Origin of the sequence: Algoriphagus sp. (assembly GCF_046296635.1) — a bacterium.
Classification (GTDB): Bacteria; Bacteroidota; Bacteroidia; order Cytophagales; family Cyclobacteriaceae; genus Algoriphagus.
Genome location: NZ_JBKBKZ010000036.1, coordinates 1 through 18,559 on the forward strand (window position 1 = coordinate 1; position 18,559 = coordinate 18,559).

Consider the following 18,559-nt stretch of genomic DNA (forward strand, 5'->3'; position numbering starts at 1 on the left):
AAAACAAGCGAAAAACCCAATAAAAAGGCCTTTAATTAAACCAATTGAGGGTTTTTAGACGAACTGCCGTTATGGGTAATGGTAACAAAACTCGCCCCAATTTAAAGACCTCAAAGAATTATAGTTTAGCGCTATCTATGTCCCAAATATTTGCTAAATTTGGGACGAATTTGAGCCAATGAAAAGACCAAAAGTAGAAAATAGGATTGCAGATGTACTGAAAACCTTCCCAAAGGGTAGCGTTCTCTTTGTGGACGACTTCTTAGATTATGGCAATTCTGAAAGCGTTAAGAAAGCTTTGTTACGCTTGAAAGAAAAGGAAATTCTTGTCCGATTGGCTCACGGCATTTACTTATATCCAAAAGTTGACGAAGAACTTGGTATTCTCTTTCCATCGACCGAAGAAATAGCCAAAGCCATTGCAAGACGGGATAAAGCGAGAATTGTTCCTACTGGTGTTCAAGAGTTAAACAAGTTGGGGTTATCAACGCAAGTTCCAATGAAAATAGTTTATCTGACTGACGGAGCTGCAAGAACCGTAAAAGTTGGCAAGCGAACTATCACATTTAAAAAGACAAGCCCGAAGAATCTTTTAGTAAAAGGAGAAATAAGCGGTTTGGCTATTCAGACATTTAAAACCATTGGTCAAAATAAGATAGATGAAAAAACAATAGAAAAAATCCAAGCCATTCTTAAGAATGAAAAGAAAGAGAACATCATAAACGATGCGAAACTATCCCCTGCTTGGATTAACAAAATATTGATGCAAGTAATTGAATGAATACAAATTGGCTGACACTATCGAAGGAAAGAAGGATTGAAATTCTCAATCAGGCAACAGAATTAACAGGTTTGCCAGCCACTGCCATTGAGAAAGATTGGTGAGTATCATTATGTTTGAATGCTTCATTTTCTTTGCCATATAGCGAAAATATTATATTCAAAGGTGGAACATCTTTGAGCAAGGGATGGGATTTGATAGAGCGATTTTCAGAAGATATTGACTTGGCAATTGACCGCAAGTTTTTTGGATTTGAAGGAGATATAAGCAAAACACAAATTAGAAACCTTAGAAAACAATCTTGTGAATTCATATCAACAGAATTTCTTAAAGGCTTAACTCAGACTTTGACGGATTTGGGAACAATAGCAGAATGTAAGCTTTTTGCGCAGCCCATAACAGATTCAGACAAAGACCCTCAGGTAATTGAAATTCATTACAATTCAGTATTTGACACTTCGGAATTTTTGCCACAAAGAGTTTTGATTGAAATAAGCTCCCGCTCTTTGATGGGACCAACAGAGAAGCGTAAAATCAATTCTATTCTAAGTGTAAATTTCTCTAATTTGGATTTTACAACAGATGCTTTTACAATTCCTACAGTTCTACCCCAACGAACTTTCCTTGAAAAGCATATTCTTGCTCCACGAAGCATTTTCACAAGAGCCTGAAAAAATTCGTATAGACCGACTTTCGAGGCATTTGTATGATTTGGAGAGATTAATGGACACTCAACACGGTGTAACAGCACTTCAAGAAAATGAACTTTACAACAATATCGTTTCCCATAGAGAAAAATTCAATCCGTTAAGGGGGCTTGACTGTGGCAACCATACTCCCGATAATATCAAAATCATACCACCCGACACTGTTATAAAAGAATATGAAAATGACTATTCAGAAATGACCAAGTTTATGATTTATGGAGAGCCGTTGAAGTTTGAAAAGCTATTGAATAGAATGACAGAGTTACAAAAACGAATAAATAGTTTGAAGTGAAAAGAACCACAACCCACAACAGCCATTTTGCAAAAGGGGGGGGGCGTGCTTCTATGACAATGAAGTTCTAAATTCAAGCTTTGTGCATTTAATGAAGTTTAGTGCTGAAAATCCCCGCCTTGGCAAAGCAGCAAACCGTTAACTTCCAAAATCTCTGAATAAGGTTCTAATCTTTCCTTCTTACTCCACTCGCTTATTAGTCTTCAGATATCCCATCAAATTGACGATTTCGGTCTGAGTCAAATTTTCAAATAAGCCGGATGGCATCATCGATACGTCTGTCACTTCCCTGGAAAGAATTCCCGATTTATTGATTACTACTTGATCCTGACCAACAATACGCATCGTCAATTGGCGCTGATTTTCTGAAATTATATTGCCCGAATAGGTTCTTCCATCTCGGGTATTGATTACCACCATTTTGTAATCGTCTTGAATTTCCGCACTGGGTTCCAATACATTCATCAGGATATATTCTGGGTCAGTTCTATTGGAACCTGTGAGGTCAGGTCCCATCACGCCGCCTTCTCCATACATTTTATGGCAACTACCGCAGGACTTATTGAAGATGGTTTTTCCGGTTTTAATGTCTGCATTAGCTAATGCCGGAGAGCTGAGCATCCCTCGATATTTCTCATAGGCAGCCTTGTCACTTGGGACCTGCTCGATTGGTCCCCAAACTTCAATGAATCCACTTCCTACAACTCTCAGCAGCTGCCTTGCCACACTAGCGGGAACCTCTGGCTTAGCGATTTTTTTATTCTTGAGATCCTGCGTTACCATATTCCCATACCGCGCTCTGGATGATAGCGTTTGCATGGCTTCTAGTTTTTCTTCCGGAGAGAAACTTGAATAATTTTCCAAAAGCAATTTGCCCAAAGACTCATTATCAAAAGCAGCAATAGAACGAATTGCGTCCAAGCGTAAGGCAGGTTCTTGCAGTAATTTTGGGATCTCAGCTACTAGACTATTTTGTTGTTGAGCAGTGAGCGTTTGGAGTGCTTTTTTTCGTTGGTCGAGGGGAGCGGACTTGTTTTTTAGAGTTGCAAGGGCTCGTTGGGTGGCTTCTCTGTCTCCAAAAAGGCTGGAGATTTCCGAGGCTTGCATCTGTTGTTTTCCTCCGGATTTCTGGATTTTATCAGCCACAGCTTTCCAATTATCCGGAGTTTTGAGATCTGTTCTGCCTTCCATTCCGCTGAGCATTCCTGATAAAAGCAGTTCGGTATTTGGACCACCTTTGCCTATGAGTGCGACAAGTTTTTCGATTTGATCGCCATCTACGGTTCGCCTGCTCATATTCTGAGTGACAAAACTGAGTTTGGATTTTGGAGCCAATTCCAGGAATTTATCCGAATTCACAGCAAAAAGCGGTTCGATTCCATACCAAAGTATTTTTGGTAAGTTGTGGTCTTTTTCATCTTCGGTATGCTGAATAAGGCTCTCGGCTAGGGTCCATTTATCAGCAAGTGGAATCCGCTGCAAAGCCGATGTCAGGTAAAGTCGAACGACAGGGGAGGAGTCATCTTTTGCCATGGACTTGAACTTGGCCAATGCTTCTGAGGAGGGCTTCATATCCTCACAAAGCAATTGAATCGCCCAAGCTCGGATATATTGATCTTTGTCGGAAAGTGAATTAATCAGCTCTTTTTCTGTCAAACCTCCGGTCTGATGAAGTGCCCACATCGCACGAAGCCTCCAGTCTGGGTTTATGTCTTTTTCAAAGATCGACTTCAGGGCGGGGTTAGTCTTTGGATCAAGTTTCTTATTTACAGCTCGCTTATGCAAAATCCCTCGGGCTCGACGAGAATGCCAATCTGAAGTATTTGTCTGCAAGGCTACAAGTTGGGCATCCGTCATTTTATTGAGATCTGAATACCTTCCAGGGAAGTCCTGAGCCAAGGATTTTTCAGGCATAATTCGAAAAATTCGCCCTGTTTCCTCATTCAGCACTTCCTTTCCGCAGATATCTGCATCATGCCAATCCAAGGCATAAAGCCCTCCATCCGGACCAATTTCCATACTGAAGCCCACCCATTGGGCATTGTTGGCCATCATGAACTCGTCTCCGTGCTTCCCTTCATAACCCGAGCCCTTAGGAATCAGGATATCTGAGAGAACACCATGTTCATGGATATTTGCCATGAAGATTCTTCCCTGTTCTTCTTTGGGAAAAGCATCTGATTGGTAAACGCGAGCGCCACCATGAGCAGAACGGTGACTGTGGTTGGCGATGGTTTTAATGTCCTCATAGACAAAGGGATTGAAATGCTGTCCACCTTGTCTGTGGTAGATTCCACCAGGTACCACATGCCAAAGGTGTGGAATCACGCAGGCAGTCATCAAGAGTTGGCCTTTTGCATCATAGTCTATTCCCCAAGGATTACTGAAACCATGCGCCACAACTTCAAACCGGTCCTTAACTGGATGATATCGCCAAACTCCACCATTGATGTCTACGCCTTCAGCTTCTAGCAAGTCCTCTGGAAAAGGGTCATTGTGGAAATACAACTTCGCATCGCCTTTTGGCTTACGGATTTTGGATGGTGTGGCAAAACCCTGTAGGCCGTATAGCCAGCCATCAGGCCCCCAATGAAGGCTATTGAGTGTCTCGTGGCGATCCCGGATTCCCCAGCCTGTCAATAGAAACTGAATATCATCCATGTCGGCTTTATCGTCCCCATTTTTGTCAGGGACAAAAATAAGATTGGGTGGAGCTCCAATGAAGACGCCGTCAAAACCCACTGCAATCGCTGCTGGAAATGCCAAACCCTCCATAAATACTTTTTGGCTATCGGCCACGCCATCACCGTTTGTATCCTCCAAAATCAGAATCCGACTGTCTCCCGAATTGGAAAAACCATCACCTCGGGATTCATAATCCTTGTTTTCAGCAATCCAAAGCCTTCCACGATCATCCCAAGCAAATGCCATGGGTTGAGTCATCATCGGCTCGGAAGCCCAGACGTTCACTTTGAACCCTGATTTGAGGGACATGGCGTCTACAGCCTCTTGTGCGGTGAGGAATTTAGCATTTCTTCCTTCCCGCTGGGCGAGTCCCCAAAGTTCGGTTGTATTGTACATACCTTCTCTACCTGAGAATTTGCCCCAAGATTCGGTCAAACTCACGTCATTGAATTCACTGGTATAGACCAAAAGTCGAAGCTTAATAGTCTCTGTTTTGCCGGCAGGAATGGTCCAATCGCCATCTTTTGTAAAAGCAGGCCCAAGACCTAATTGTCCATCGACTCGCCATTTATTGGGATAGCCTCTGTTTTCAGGATGATCAAAAACTGCGACGTTGACGCGATCTTCTCGGTCTTCTATGGTCATACCGACATTTACCCACATTGCTGGCTGGCCCTCTGCCAATTCGTTTTTTTGTCTGGCGGCATTGACGATTTCTCCGTCAATTCCTTCTTTCCAAGGCATTCTAAGGAAGAGACTCCCATAGTCGTATTGTCCAATAGTTACCTCGGTTTTTGCTTCACCTTTCCACTCCAGATCCAAAAAATATTCACCATTCACCTCGCTCAAACTCCAAGTTTGGGTTTCTTCCAGAACTGGATTTTCAAGAGAATCCAAAAGCTGATAAATCGTCTGCCATTTCACTTTCTCGCCGCTTTCTTCCACAATGTTTAGCGCCACCTTTTTCCAATAATTCCCCTGAGGATTATGAAAGTAATCCCGACCATTTACTCGGGTCAAACCCCAATACAAACCTGTCTGATGCTTATGATGTCCGGGACTGTATTCAGTCAAAATGCCTTTGCCATCAGGAGCCAAAATAGGATGGATGTAGGGGCGAAAATCCTCTTTGGCATTTTGAATCAAGATCGGATTAGGCTCTCCCTTTCTGAAAACTGATATCGTCCCCTCACTTTCGTCTTGAATTAATGTTAAATCTGTTGGGTCTTCAGAGTTGCTGCTTTCACTGGATTCGCTGGGTTTACAGCTAAACAGCAAAATAATTAGAAAAAAGACGGGTAGTGAAAGTGCACGGTTTGATAACATAGGTTTAGGTGGATTGGGTTTTTGCAATATTGAAAAAGGATACTTTTCTCATTTCAGTCTTAATATAATTAAAGTGAATTTGAAATTGAAGAATATTGATTTTCACCACAATCCGATTTTGTTTTTAGATCGTAAATCAAAAACAGTTTAGTGTACATTAAATCCAAAAAACCATGAACAAATTAAATTTTAAAAGTTTCATTGCATGTCTATTGGCTTTTGCGGTGATTAGTTGCCAATCGTTGCCTGAGGAGACTCCTATGAATCAGGAGTTATTTGATGAGGTGACTGAGTTAAATACTGGTGGTGAAAATGCCCGAAAAGGCTTTGGAACCGAGTTTGGAGCATTTTTGATTGGTTCTGAAGAAGTTGTAAACGGTAATACAGGAGTAATCAAGTCTCCGGGGGCCGGATCAGCCTCCTTTGTACTTAGCCCAAGTGGTAAAACTTTGAGCTACGAAATAAGGGTTTCGAATACAACAGACATTGTATTTGGGCATCTTCATTTAGGACAGGCGGGGCAAAACGGTGGCGTCATTGCAGATATATTGAGTTCTAAACCAGGACTAAATAATGGAGTTATTGCTACTGGAGAAATTAGAGATGCAGATATCAAATTATTGCAAAATAAAACTGTAGCTCAATTAGTTGAAGAAATAAAAGCCGGTAATGTCTATGTGAATATTCATACCAAAGTAAATATGCCAGGCGAATTGAGAGGTCAGGTCAGTGTGAAGCAGCCAGGCGCAGAAAGGAATTTTGTATTAAAATTATCAGGTGCCAATGAAGTTCCTGCAGTAATGACTAACGCTTCCGGACTTGCCAAATTCCAATTTAGCCCAAGCGGTTCCAAACTTACTTTCCAAATAAATATCAACAGGATGGCTTCAGATATTCTTTTCTCTCACATCCATTTGGCCGAAGAAGGAGTAAATGGAGGAGTGGTTTATACTTTAAGACATGACTTGGAAAAGGGTCCATTTAATGGTGTTTATGCAAAAGGCGGAATACTTGCAAGTATGCTTTCAGGACAGCTGAAGGGTGGTGATTTGGTAATCTTGAAAGAGGCCTTTAGAACAGGATATGCTTATGTGAATATTCATTCAGCAGCCGTACCTTCAGGAGAACTCCGAGGAAATTTCTAATCTAAAGATTGTCTGAATACTAAAAAAACGGAGCTGAGAGCTTCGTTTTTTTTGTTCAAATTACTCTCATAAATCCTTTTTGATAATAACAATTAGATATAAAAAAGCCTCTGGAATTTAATCCAAAGGCTTGATTTAACTAAATCGGGGTGGCAGGATTCGATTTAAGACCTTCCCGATCGCAATCGGGACGCGATCCTGAGTTTTAAGTAGAATATAAAACAAAGAAAGGCCTTTGAAATTAATCAAAGACCTTATAAGTCGGGGTGGCAGGATTCGAACCTACGACCTCCACATCCCAAATGTGGCGCGATACCGGGCTACGCTACACCCCGCGACTTTTTATTCAATTTTAAATTCAAGCAGAACATTTACTACTTGAGGGATTCGAACCTTGGACCTTCCCGATATCCCGATAGCTATCGGGACGGGACACGATACCGGGCTACGCTACACTCAGAATTCCTTAGATAAATTATTGCCTAAGCCTCATTTTCCTTACGGCATGCAAACATACGGATTTTAAATTCCGCTCAAAGGTTGTCCCATAAAAAATCCAATATTATTTCAATGATCTATGAAGTCCTTCTATTCGATCATTGGCGAAAGGTTATTCCCTAAATGATTACGGTTTGGTCAGCGCATTTTCTTTTAGTAATTTCCCTATAGGCTCAATTCCAGTTTAAGATATGAAATCCAATCAACCTAGAAGAAGTTTCCTCAAAAAGTCCGGTTTAGGATTGTTAGGAAGCAGTTTATTGACCCCACAAGTTTTCTCAAACAATCATCAAATAAAGAGCTCTCCTGGCTCTAAAAAAGTCGAACTGGCCATCGCTACGATCACCATGGATGGATTTGGTGATCATAATTTTGAAAAAGCCTTCCAAATTCTCCCTTCGTTACCCTTCAAAAATGTAGAGTTTAATTGTTGGTATAGCAGGACTCTAACTCCTGCCGGTATTCAAAGCATCACTGATAGATGCAATCAACATGGCCTTGTGCCAATCTGTGTTCAGGGGAGTTCATTCGGAGCAGAAGGTAATATCATTAAAGATGTAACCCACAAGCTTTGGAATATTCAGGCGGCCAAGCAACTGGGCTGTAGAAGGGTGAAATTTACCGGTGCAGGAAGAGGCAAAGACGGAGGTTTGGATGCTGTAATTGCTTGCTTGAAAGAGATAGCACCTGCTGCTGAGGAAATGGACGTGCTAATTTTGGTGGAAAACCACGCCAACAATAATATTGAGTTTATGGAAGATTATGAACGCATATTTCAAGCAGTGAATTCTTCCCATATCGGAATGTGTATGGACAATGCGCACTTCGATGGATCTAATGTCGACTTACTTGAAGTGGTGGATCGCTTTCATTCCAAAATCATGCATATAGACCTTAAAGACACCGAAAGGTTTGGAATCCACAAGGTGGTCAATTACGGAGAGGGTGTGACCCGAAATGATGCCGTGGTTCAGCGGATATTGGACTATGGATTTGAAGGATATTTATTAATAGAAATGGCACCTCCCCGAGACGAAAACACCTTGATTGCTGACCTCACTAGGGCTTACAACTTGTTTGACAAGTACCAAACAGCACCTAAAATTCCTTAGAATTTTTCTTTTCAATTCCAAAGTCAACCAATTCTGATTTTTATCCTAGACTTGGATAAAAAAAATCCATCCATTGCTCCTAAACCTAAGCCTCAAAATATGAACAAAACCTATTTTAAACCCAGAATTAAAGCCTTTTCAGCACTTGCCCTGATATCAATTTACTTCCTTTCTTCCTGTAAGACAGATGATTTAAAGGATACTAATCTTCCAAACGGTGTTACTGTATTGGATTCAAGACTTGAACTGTCTTTGGTAGTGGAGGATCCAGAAATAGTGACTCCTATTGGAATAGCAGTGGATAAGCTGGATCGCGTCTTCGTATTGGAGTCCCATACACATCTTCCTCCAAAAGATTATACCGGTCCTGAAGGGGACTTGATCAAGATTTTTCAGGATTCGAATGGTGACGGCATGCTCGATAGCGTGAGTGTGTTTGCCAATGGAATTCATGAGGGGATGAATCTGGCCTTTTCTCCGGAGGGGCACCTATATTTAGTCACCTCCAGAGCGGTTTGGGTTTTTTATGATAGAGATCAGGATGGCATATCCGAGGAAAGAAAGAAGCTTTTAGAACTTTCAAAGCCGACCCAAGTCTACGCTCATGCAGCCTTGTTGAGTATTACTTTTTCAGCTGATGGGTGGATGTACATTGGGAGAGGAAATACAGGTAGTGAACTTTGGGTTATGCAGGGGAGTGATGGAAGTGAAGTGTCGGGATTTGGGGACGGCGGTAATATAATTCGCTCCAAAAATGATGGTACCCAAGTCGAGATTTACAGCACGGGCTATTGGAATCCATTTGATTTGAAATTTGATAATTATGGACGCCTTTTGGTTGCAGATAATGATCCGGATAGCCGCGGCCCAAACCGACTTGTCCATGCGGTTCAGGGTTCTGATTTCGGATACAAATCTCTTTTTGGAGGCAGTGGAATCCACCCCTATTTGGCTTGGAATGGAGACCTGCCCGGTACGCTTCCGTATGCAGCAGCATTAGGAGAAGCTCCTTCCGGACTTCTTAATACTAATCTGGCTCGATTGCCTGTGGATTATGAAGATCAGATGTTAGCCACAATCTGGGAGGAGAGCTCTATAGTTAGAGTCAAGTTTCAGGAAAAAGGCTGGTCTGTGACGGGGCAAACTGAAATCATTGTTCAAGGCGGAGAAGATTTCAGACCGATAGCTTTTGCATCGAATTCTAAGGGGGATATCTATTTCACAGACTGGGTATTACGATTTTATCCTAATCATGGAAAAGGACGGATTTGGAAATTAAGTACCAAAAAGGATAGTGAAGTGCTGGAAAAACAACCTAATAACTCTAGATCCTCTTTTGATTTAGCATCTGTTTCTTGGGAAGAGCTTAAAAATCATTTGGTTTCAAATGATCCTTTTGAAGTTCATTCGGTAGTGATGGTTTTAAAAAATGATAAAGAGAAAATCATTTTAGCAGCAGAAGACACGAATTCAAAAATAAGAATTGGAGCCCTAATCGCCGCTATGAAGAATGGGGATAGATCTTTGGAATATTTGGTCAGTGATTTTATCAAGGATAAGGATCCGGATATTCGGAAGATGGCCCTGATTTGGGTAGGGTCTGCACAATTGACCCAATATCAAAACCAAATTGCAGCCGCTCTGACTTCAGGAGAGTTGGACAATGACCTCTTTGAGACCTATCTGGAAACAGTCAAATTACTTCAGCCCCAATTTGTAAAAGCCTACAAAAGCAGAGAAATTACACGGAGCAAATCCCTTTCAAGGGAGCTTCCAGGAGATTTTATATCAAAAATAATCAAGGATGATTCCAGCCCCGCTGGGGTTAGAATTTTTGCTTTCAGATACCTTGAGAATTTGATTGGGTATAAGGATTTTCTTTTCTCCTTTTTGGAAATGGACCAAGATCCTAGAGTTAGGCTGGAAACGGTCAGAACGCTTCGGGACCTTCCGGAACTCGATGTAGCTGAAAAACTATTGGAGGTAGCAATGGACGATGACAATCCTGAAATCCTTCGATCGGAGGCATTATCAGTTTTAGCTTTTCATTCATTGGAAAATGTGGAAAGGATCATCCCTCTTTTGGATAATAAGGAAGAAAATATCAGAATAGAAGCGGCACGATATCTCAGGAGTAAAATTTTCAAACCAGAGATAAAAGAAGCATTTGAAAGCAGACGAAGTAAATCTGACAACGACGCATTTCAGCAACAGTTAAATCACGCCATAACACAGGATGTATCTGGCAGACCGGATCGCAATGATGTTGATGGATGGACCGAATTACTCAATGGATCAGGTGATAAAGAAAGAGGACGAAGGGTGTTCTATTCCAATACTTCACTCTGTTCCAATTGCCATCAGATTAACGGCAAGGGTGGCGATCTTGGTCCTGATCTTACCCAGGTTGGGAAGTCCAAAGATCGGAAAGGGTTGGTTTCATCTATTTTGAATCCTTCCTCAGAGATGAGTCCGGAGTGGCAGGGTTGGTACATTCAAATGAAGGATGGCAGTAGGCTTGAGGGTCGGCAGATCGATGTCGGTAATGATGACATTGTACTCTATACCCAAGCTAAAGGATTTGTGTCAGTAAGTAAAAAAGAGATTGATACGTATGGGATGATCAAAGAATCCTTGATGCCTGATGGACTTGAGAAAGGGTTGACGGATCAGGATTTGAGAGATTTGTTGGAATATTTGAGTCAGATAGGTAGGATATAAGATAAAAAAAGCCTCAAATTTTGAAATTTGAGGCCTAGTGAGAGAAACGGCGAAATTGAATCTCCCCTAAGGATAAGGGAAAAAGTTTTCGTTCCAAAGTTTTCGAAAAAAGGAAAATATACTTTTAATATACAGGATGCTGCCACAGGAAAGGGAAACTCTTTTCGGAATCAAAATAGCGAAAAGAGAGAATGAGGTTTTGAAAATTAATCAGGAATAAAAATGTTGTTGAAAAAAATGAAACCAATATATCCATTTTACGGATTGACAATTTTAAGTGCATTTGTGCTGACCTGCTTCATAAATCCGGTTTTAGCCCAAGAGAAAAAACCCAATATTCTGTTAATCACTATAGATGATCTCAATGATTGGGTGGGTTATCTGGGTGGACATCCCAAAGTGAAAACACCGAATATGGATCGCCTGGCAGCAAAAGGTGTTGCCTTTACCAACGCACACGTACAGTCGCCTGTATGCAATCCCTCTCGAACTAGCTTTCTAACGGGACTGCGGCCTACTACAACAGGCATTTATGGGCTGGATCTGTGGTTTCGGGATATGGAGCCTTATAAAGATCTGGTCACTCTACCCCAATATTTTGAAAGAAATGGATACGTGACCATGTCCACAGGGAAAACCTTCCACGACGCCTTTCCCCCTAAAGAGGATCGGCGCGACGGGCCAGAGTTCACCAAGTGGGGTTTCCATGGCGGGTTTTTACCTCGCCCGGAAAAACCTTTGGTAGAAAACACAGGACATCCTTTGATCGATTGGGGAGTATATCCTGAGCATGATAATCAGCAAGATGACTGGAAAGTGGTGGATTGGGCCGTAGAGCAGTTGAAGAATCCTCCAAAAGACAAACCATTTTTCTTGGCTGTAGGCATTCGCCACCCCCATGTGCCTTTATTTGCAAGCCAAAAATGGTTCAACCTTTATCCTGAAGATGATTACCTCTTACCGCTGATGCGTGGGGATGATAGGGACGACATCCCACCGTTTGCTTGGTATTTGCATTGGAATCTACCTGAACCACGATTAGCTTGGCTACAAATGCACCATGAATGGAAGCCTAAGGTACGCGCTTATCTGGCTAGCGTGAGCTTTGCCGATATGCTAGTAGGCAGGCTTTTAGATGCTCTTGAAGAACAGGGTTTGGCAGATAATACCATTGTGACTCTATTGTCAGATCACGGCTATCACCTAGGCACCAAGGACATCACAGGCAAAAACACGCTCTGGCATGAGTCCACCCGAGTGCCTTTTATCTTTTCAGGCCCTGGTGTTGCAGAGAAAGGGAAGCTAAGCGATGCGCCTGTTGAGTTGCTGGATATTTTTCCAACGCTGAACGATTTGGCTGGATTGCCAGCCAAAGAGGGACTAGACGGACATTCCCTCGTGCCGATATTGAAAGATGTGAACCATAAGCGTCTCCTACCTGCCATTTGCACACATGGGCCAGACAATAATGCAATAATGACTGAGCAGTGGCGGTTCATTCAGTATGCCGATGGATCGAGAGAACTGTATAACAGGAAGGAAGACAAATACGAATGGCAAAATTTAGCCAGATTGGACGGATACAAATCTATCATGGATGAATTGGCTGCTTACCTTCCAAAGAGCGCCCCTCCGGCACCTGGTAGCAAAACAAGAGTGATTGAAATGATAGATGGGGAACCTTATTGGGAAGGAGAAAAGATTCCCAAAGATGCAAAGATACCTATGATATTTATGCAGTATAAGCGATAATATGTATTGAGGGAATGAATAGTGGGATTTGGTCTGGTTCTTAAATTAAAGGCCCATTGAATTTTAGTTTTTTACATTCACTAGTGTCTTTTTACAGAAAGAATCCGATCGGTTTGAAAAGAAAAAAGCTCATCACCGTTTCCGATAATGAGCTTTGAACTGGATTGAAATCCACTAATGCAGAGGGTGGGGGATTCGAACCCCCGGTACAGTTTAACCCGTACGACAGTTTAGCAAACTGTTGGTTTCAGCCACTCACCCAACCCTCTAATCCGGTTAGCTATCGCGCTAAAGTGCTGTAAATATAATTCAATTGAAAAGATTTAAGCAAGTACTCCGATTCAATATGACCCCGTTTCAGTAAATTCTAATTAATAGGCTGTAAATCAACTTCAATATTTCTTCATATTTCTTGAAAAATACCCAGTACTGGGTATTTTTTTGAATGGTTGAACACATAATTTTACATAAACGTCTAATAAATATGATTATTCAAACTTCTACTTGTGATTTTTTAATTGAAGATAGCGGCCGAGTTAATGGTTGTATTTCCGTTTTTTCAGATTCTTTGGAGGAGATTCATAGACTTTTTGGATCCTCCGAGTTGGAAATCTCAGACCGAAGTGGTTGGAGATATAAGGTCTGTACATGCAAGCAAGATTTGGCCAATGCCCTGATCTTGATGGTCAAAGAAATTAATTATTTGGATTTTCACTCCTCCAAATTCCAACCTGCTTAGGTGTAAATCATTTACCTATTGGAGTGATTGATTTTTTTATAAAAAAAATATAAAAAACTTACGGATGTCATTTTTGGGATGAAGCGCATTTTTCATTTTAGGATATTCTTTTTTATGTCTTGATTGGAATAAAATGTGGATTAAGCCATATATATGATATATTATTTCCCGTTTTTGAGTTTTTTTTAAATAAAATTTTTTATTCAACTTTCGGAAAGCTACCTGTTTACACCCCGAAAATTGTGATAACTACAGACAGTATTGAGAGCCTAATCCCAGATTTCTTAATGGAGTCGAGTCACTTCTTTCTTGTCATCGCGGATGTCGAGGGGAAGATTCTGAAGTTTAACAGAGGCTTTGAAAATATCAGCTCTACGCCAAGTGAACTTCAATTTTCTGATTTACTCTCTCCCAATTCTGAATTGGAATTTATTTATTCCTTGGAGCTAATGCTTGGTTCGCCCAAGATCCGGAGACATTTGATGCTAGATCACCCTTCATTGAAGGATGAAGGCTACTCGCAAGTCTGGTGGGAGTTTTCTGTAGTGACCACACCGGACATGGATATTTCCGGGATAATCGGAATTGGAGTTGGAATGCAATTTCTGGAGCAGGAGATGCCTTGGAATAATTTGGTAGATGTTTTAGGCTTTGGAGAAATCGTACTTGATAAGCAATTAAAAATCAAGTCATGGGATGATAAAATTATTCAGTGGTTTGAACCAACCGAGGAAAATTGGCAAGGGAAATATTTGATTGATATTTTTTCTTTTCAAGACCTAAGTCAGCTCAAGGAAATGTTGCCAAATCTTTCCCCAACTGATAAACCAAAATGTTTTCTGTTGAATAAAGAGGATCCAAGCAGACCTACATTTGCAGCTTTGATTACTGTTTCTAGTCAAGGTTATCATTTGTTTTTGATGCCCAAAGCCGCTTCGCTTTCGCAAAAACAGGAAAAGCCCCTCATACCACCCCAAATGTTTTCTCTATTTTCCGGTGCAGTTTTCGTGTTGAATAGTTTCGGGAAGATTATCCAACAAAATGAAGCTGCAAAAAATGTCGGGAGAATTTGGAAAGGAAGAGCATATTCTGAAGGGTTTAACTTAAGCTTTCCGACACAAGCTAATCGATTTACAAAACTTCAAAAGGCAATCGATGATGCTAAGAATGGTCAGAGTACCCAACTGGAGTTGAAGTTTTTGATCAACAACCATGATTTTGGGTTTTGGAATGCAAGTATCAAACCTGTTTTGGGAGAATATGACAAGCCTATAGGCGTTTTGATTCATCTGATTGATATTTCATCCATTAAGTCACAAATCGTACAGCTTGATCGTGAAAATGGTCGACTCAGAGAAATGGCCTTGAGTCCTTCTCATGTTTTGAGAGGTCCACTTTCCTCTATGATGGGTATTCTTGAACTCATGGACACCAAACAGCTGGATAAAGAAAATTTGAAACTGTTCAATTATCTTAAGCCATTGACCAAAGAATTGGACCAAGTCATCCGACAGCATTCAAAAAAAATGAGCACCTTCAGTTGAGGTGCTCATTTTTATTCTACTATTTTTAAACCTATGGCATCAATTCCCGGTAACTGATCTTGCCTCATGTAATGTAAAAAGACCAGTTTGTTGGTGTTTTCTAACATTTGAAAAGGTAGCGTATCGTAATAAGTGAAGGTGTTTCCAAAACCCTTTCCTCGTGGTTGGCCGGATTTTGAGTCAAAAAGTGGGACGTTAATCAGCCGATTATCTATTATCACTCCTAGAGAATCCTGACTCATTACTCGCAAATAAAAATTAGAAAATGGGTAAGCTTCAGTGAATCTTACTGCGATCAAATTTTTACCATTTTTGACTTTCAATTCTTTCAGATCAAAAGAAACGCTGTCATTTTCATACCATGGAAGATTATTGAAGGAATGAAATTCCTCAAAAACCCGGTCTGCTGAACAGGAAACTCCGAAGCACAATAATGCCAACCCGATAATTCCTCCCCACTTATTCATTGCCACCATTATTTGGACCTTGATTTCGCCTAGGTGGAAATTTCCGATTGCCATCCTGCTTATTCTCGTTCTGTTTGCCTGCCTGATTTTGAGGCTTTGGCCCTAAATCCTGATTTCCAATAGGTTTTGGCCTATTTCGGTTTTTATTTTTTTTCTTTCGGACTTCATTCCCTTCCCTTGATTCGGGTCTTGGGTTATTTTGGATTTCTTGTGGCTTTTCTGCTAATGAGTTCCCTGGGGGATTTCGTCTTTTCGGAGGTTGGTTTCCTTGAGATTTAGGAGCAGTTGGATTGACTTGGGGAATGGATTTTGAAATCTCTCCAGTAGGTTGTCCAGTTTTATTTCTTGATTTCTTCTTTTTCTTTTTAGTAAACTTTTTGTCCAAAAGCTCCAATTCCCTTGTTGACTGTGCCGCAAGGTCAACCACATCCGAAGAACTGTCTACCTGGAGATTGAAGACTTTAATTCCCCTCTCGTTTAACGCCTGAATTTCTTTGACACGCTCACAACTTATGCTATGCCAGTCATTGTCACTGTTGTAGCTGAACCACATCAGCTTACGGAAGATGTCAGTCTTCTGGAGTTTTGCCGGACCTGATTCAGTCAGAAGTGATTTTTCCACCTGAGGGATGTCCTTAATGGCATCCATATAGGTGTCCAATTCGTAGTTTAGGCAGCATTTCAATCGCCCGCACTGCCCGCTTAACTTTCCGGGATTAAGTGAAAGATTTTGATAACGTGCTGCAGCTGTTGTCACATTTTTGAAATCTACCAACCAGGTAGAGCAGCAAAGTTCACGTCCGCAGACACCTACTCCTCCAAGTCTTCCCGCTTCCTGACGAAGTGAAATTTGACGCATTTCAACCCGAATTTTGAATTCTCCGGCAAGAGATTTTATCAATTCACGGAAGTCAACTCGATCTTCAGCTGAGTAATAGAAAGTCGCTTTGGAATTGTCAGCTTGGTATTCTACATCAGACATTTTCATCTGAAGTTTATACTCTTCCACTATCTGTCTGCAACGATAAAGTGTAGGGATCTCCCGATTTCGAGCCTCTTCCCACTTTTCCATGTCTTTCTGATTTGCGACACGGTAGATTCGAGTAATGTTGTCATCATCGCGAACCTTCCGTTTTTGCATTTGTAACCTCACTAATTCGCCCTGAAGAGACACATAGCCGATATGGTGGCCGCTTGGTACATCCACCACTACAGGATCGCCAGTATTCAGTGGGAGGTAATCTACATTTCGGAAATATTCCTTTCGGCCACCTTTGAATTTCACTTCAACGAGATCGAAATTATCCACTTGTGGAATTCCCATGTGGGAAAGCCAGTCAAACGTGTTCATTTTATTGCAATCGCTCGTTCCACAGGTGCCATTACTTTGGCATCCACCGTTACCTCCTGAGGAGGTGGAGCAGGTACTACATCCAGCCATAATTTTATATAAAAAGGGCTTGCGCCTCGGTTAATTCTTTGGGTTCAATTCATTCAATTTTAAGATATCCTGTCCGATATCTTTTCGGTAATAAGCCTTTTCCCAGCTTATTTTCTCGACTGTCTTAAAGGCATTTGTCAGAGCTTCTTCCAGTTCCTTACCAAAACCTGTCACTGCGATCACTCGCCCTCCTTGGTTAACAATCTCTCCAGCGGAATTCACTACTGTTCCAGCATGAAAAATGACACTTCCCTCAGCCGACGAAGGTAAGGAAATCGGAAATCCTTTTTGATAGCTTTCAGGATATCCCCCACTGACCATTACGACTGTGGTCGCATAATCTGGAGATATTTTGAGCTCGTATTCGGATAATGTTCCGGAGGCAATTCCTTTTAAAAGGCCGACAAAATCACTCTCAATTCTTGGTAGCACAGCCTCAGTTTCCGGATCTCCCATTCTGACATTGTATTCAATCACTGATGGTTCACCACCATCATTCATTAAGCCAATAAATAGGAAACCTTTGTAATTAATATTTTCTTTCTCAAGACCAGCAATTGTGGGTTTCACGATTTTGTCCTCAACTTTTTTCAGGAATTCTTCATTGGCAAAGATCACTGGACTCACAGCACCCATACCACCGGTATTTAATCCGGTATCTCCTTCACCTATCCGCTTGTAATCCTTCGCCTCCGGCAAGATCTTATAGCTTTTCCCATCCGTGGCTACAAAAACTGAAAGCTCGATTCCATTGAGAAATTCCTCTACCACGACTTTGGAAGAAGCATCACCAAATTTTGCCTCAAGTAACATTTCTTTCAAAGATGCCTTAGCTTCCTCAAGACTCAGGCAAATCAACACACCTTTGCCTGCGGCTAAACCATCAGCTTTTAGTACGATGGGAAGTTTTTGCTTTTCTAAATATGCTAAACCTGCATCGATTTGATCTGCAGTAAAAGTTTCATAAGCAGCTGTTGGGACATTATTTCGCTGCATAAACCGCTTGGAGAAATCTTTGCTTCCTTCCAGAGTGGCACCAAGTTGAGTAGGTCCAACAATGGGTAGATCTTTGGTGGTAGGCTTTGATTGAAGAAAATCCACCAATCCTTTTACCAAGGGTTCCTCGGGACCCACCACCACCATTTCGATGTTTTGGTCTAGGATAAATTTGTGAATTCCTTCGAAATCAGTGACTGAAAGGGGGATATTCTGAGCGATTTCGGCTGTCCCGGCATTTCCCGGCGCTACATACAGCTTGGAGCATTGGCTACTTTGTACAATCTTCCAAGCAAAGGCATGCTCTCTGCCTCCGCTACCCAATAAGAGTATATTCATTGACTCGTTTCGTT

Annotated in this window: 13 protein-coding genes and 2 tRNA genes; 9 read left to right on the forward strand and 6 right to left on the reverse strand. The window is 41.4% G+C overall.

Features of this window, described 5'->3' with window-relative positions:
• Positions 1 to 178 precede the first annotated feature (178 nt).
• The 3 genes from ACK4HU_RS20045 to ACK4HU_RS20055 all read left to right on the forward strand — a co-directional run bounded on the left by ACK4HU_RS20045 (position 179) and on the right by ACK4HU_RS20055 (position 1,780).
• On the forward strand, positions 179 to 781 hold the full coding sequence (locus ACK4HU_RS20045; protein WP_409809511.1) for a DUF6088 family protein: 603 nt from the start codon (positions 179 to 181) through the stop codon (positions 779 to 781).
• Positions 782 to 957: 176 nt separating this feature from the next.
• On the forward strand, positions 958 to 1,452 hold the full coding sequence (locus ACK4HU_RS20050; protein WP_409809512.1) for a nucleotidyl transferase AbiEii/AbiGii toxin family protein: 495 nt from the start codon (positions 958 to 960) through the stop codon (positions 1,450 to 1,452).
• Between the two features lie 52 nt (positions 1,453 to 1,504).
• Positions 1,505 to 1,780, forward strand: a complete 276-nt coding sequence (locus ACK4HU_RS20055; RefSeq protein WP_409809513.1) for a hypothetical protein — start codon at positions 1,505 to 1,507, stop codon at positions 1,778 to 1,780.
• 180 nt (positions 1,781 to 1,960) lie between these two features.
• Here ACK4HU_RS20055 and ACK4HU_RS20060 read toward each other — a convergent pair whose 3' ends face one another.
• Positions 1,961 to 5,791 carry a PVC-type heme-binding CxxCH protein gene (locus tag ACK4HU_RS20060; RefSeq protein ID WP_409809514.1) on the reverse strand — a complete coding sequence of 1,277 codons (3,831 nt, stop codon included), beginning with the start codon at positions 5,789 to 5,791 and terminating at the stop codon, positions 1,961 to 1,963.
• A 173-nt stretch (positions 5,792 to 5,964) separates the two neighbouring features.
• Between ACK4HU_RS20060 and ACK4HU_RS20065 the strand changes: the two genes are divergently transcribed.
• Positions 5,965 to 6,936: a CHRD domain-containing protein gene (locus ACK4HU_RS20065; protein WP_409809515.1), complete on the forward strand. Its 972-nt coding sequence runs from the start codon at positions 5,965 to 5,967 to the stop codon at positions 6,934 to 6,936.
• Between the two features lie 261 nt (positions 6,937 to 7,197).
• Here the strand turns inward: ACK4HU_RS20065 and ACK4HU_RS20070 are convergent.
• Positions 7,198 to 7,271, reverse strand: a tRNA-Pro gene (locus ACK4HU_RS20070).
• 354 nt (positions 7,272 to 7,625) lie between these two features.
• Between ACK4HU_RS20070 and ACK4HU_RS20075 the strand changes: the two genes are divergently transcribed.
• From ACK4HU_RS20075 to ACK4HU_RS20085, 3 genes are all read left to right on the forward strand, one after another.
• Complete coding sequence (locus tag ACK4HU_RS20075) at positions 7,626 to 8,546, forward strand: sugar phosphate isomerase/epimerase family protein (protein WP_409809516.1); 921 nt, start codon at positions 7,626 to 7,628, stop codon at positions 8,544 to 8,546.
• Between the two features lie 99 nt (positions 8,547 to 8,645).
• The gene (locus tag ACK4HU_RS20080; protein WP_409809517.1) at positions 8,646 to 11,267 is read left to right on the forward strand and encodes a PVC-type heme-binding CxxCH protein; all 2,622 of its coding nucleotides are present in this window, start codon (positions 8,646 to 8,648) and stop codon (positions 11,265 to 11,267) included.
• A 237-nt stretch (positions 11,268 to 11,504) separates the two neighbouring features.
• Entirely contained in the window at positions 11,505 to 13,019 is a 1,515-nt protein-coding gene (locus tag ACK4HU_RS20085) for a sulfatase (protein ID WP_409809518.1), read from the forward strand.
• A gap of 180 nt (positions 13,020 to 13,199) precedes the next feature.
• Here ACK4HU_RS20085 and ACK4HU_RS20090 read toward each other — a convergent pair.
• Positions 13,200 to 13,288 (reverse strand) — tRNA-Ser (locus ACK4HU_RS20090).
• A gap of 215 nt (positions 13,289 to 13,503) precedes the next feature.
• On the opposite strand from ACK4HU_RS20090, the gene ACK4HU_RS20095 reads away from it, so the two are divergent.
• Positions 13,504 to 13,758, forward strand: coding sequence for a hypothetical protein (locus tag ACK4HU_RS20095; protein WP_409809519.1), 255 nt, complete (start codon positions 13,504 to 13,506; stop codon positions 13,756 to 13,758).
• A gap of 287 nt (positions 13,759 to 14,045) precedes the next feature.
• Positions 14,046 to 15,302, forward strand: a complete 1,257-nt coding sequence (locus ACK4HU_RS20100) for a hypothetical protein (RefSeq protein ID WP_409809520.1) — start codon at positions 14,046 to 14,048, stop codon at positions 15,300 to 15,302.
• Positions 15,303 to 15,313: 11 nt separating this feature from the next.
• Here the strand turns inward: ACK4HU_RS20100 and ACK4HU_RS20105 are convergent, their stop codons facing one another.
• Genes ACK4HU_RS20105 through purD form a run of 3 tightly spaced genes read right to left on the reverse strand, consistent with a single transcriptional unit; the run spans position 15,314 to position 18,545 of the window.
• Entirely contained in the window at positions 15,314 to 15,769 is a 456-nt protein-coding gene (locus tag ACK4HU_RS20105; RefSeq protein ID WP_409809521.1) for a gliding motility lipoprotein GldH, read from the reverse strand.
• The gene (locus ACK4HU_RS20110; RefSeq protein WP_409809522.1) at positions 15,762 to 17,210 is read right to left on the reverse strand and encodes a stage 0 sporulation family protein; all 1,449 of its coding nucleotides are present in this window, start codon (positions 17,208 to 17,210) and stop codon (positions 15,762 to 15,764) included. Before ACK4HU_RS20110 ends, ACK4HU_RS20105 begins: the two co-directional genes overlap by 8 nt.
• A gap of 30 nt (positions 17,211 to 17,240) precedes the next feature.
• On the reverse strand, positions 17,241 to 18,545 hold the full coding sequence (gene purD, locus ACK4HU_RS20115) for a phosphoribosylamine--glycine ligase (RefSeq protein ID WP_409809523.1): 1,305 nt from the start codon (positions 18,543 to 18,545) through the stop codon (positions 17,241 to 17,243).
• Between the last annotated feature and the right edge of the window lie 14 nt (positions 18,546 to 18,559).

Coding starts and splice junctions, on each gene's coding strand:
- ACK4HU_RS20045 (WP_409809511.1), top strand. CDS start 179: ATGAAAAGACCAAAAGTAGAAAATAGGATTGCAGATGTACTGAAAACC.
- ACK4HU_RS20055 (WP_409809513.1), top strand. CDS start 1,505: ATGGACACTCAACACGGTGTAACAGCACTTCAAGAAAATGAACTTTAC.
- ACK4HU_RS20060 (WP_409809514.1), bottom strand. CDS start 5,791: ATGTTATCAAACCGTGCACTTTCACTACCCGTCTTTTTTCTAATTATT.
- ACK4HU_RS20065 (WP_409809515.1), top strand. CDS start 5,965: ATGAACAAATTAAATTTTAAAAGTTTCATTGCATGTCTATTGGCTTTT.
- ACK4HU_RS20075 (WP_409809516.1), top strand. CDS start 7,626: ATGAAATCCAATCAACCTAGAAGAAGTTTCCTCAAAAAGTCCGGTTTA.
- ACK4HU_RS20080 (WP_409809517.1), top strand. CDS start 8,646: ATGAACAAAACCTATTTTAAACCCAGAATTAAAGCCTTTTCAGCACTT.
- ACK4HU_RS20085 (WP_409809518.1), top strand. CDS start 11,505: ATGAAACCAATATATCCATTTTACGGATTGACAATTTTAAGTGCATTT.
- ACK4HU_RS20095 (WP_409809519.1), top strand. CDS start 13,504: ATGATTATTCAAACTTCTACTTGTGATTTTTTAATTGAAGATAGCGGC.
- ACK4HU_RS20100 (WP_409809520.1), top strand. CDS start 14,046: ATGGAGTCGAGTCACTTCTTTCTTGTCATCGCGGATGTCGAGGGGAAG.
- ACK4HU_RS20105 (WP_409809521.1), bottom strand. CDS start 15,769: ATGAATAAGTGGGGAGGAATTATCGGGTTGGCATTATTGTGCTTCGGA.
- ACK4HU_RS20110 (WP_409809522.1), bottom strand. CDS start 17,210: ATGGCTGGATGTAGTACCTGCTCCACCTCCTCAGGAGGTAACGGTGGA.
- purD (WP_409809523.1), bottom strand. CDS start 18,545: ATGAATATACTCTTATTGGGTAGCGGAGGCAGAGAGCATGCCTTTGCT.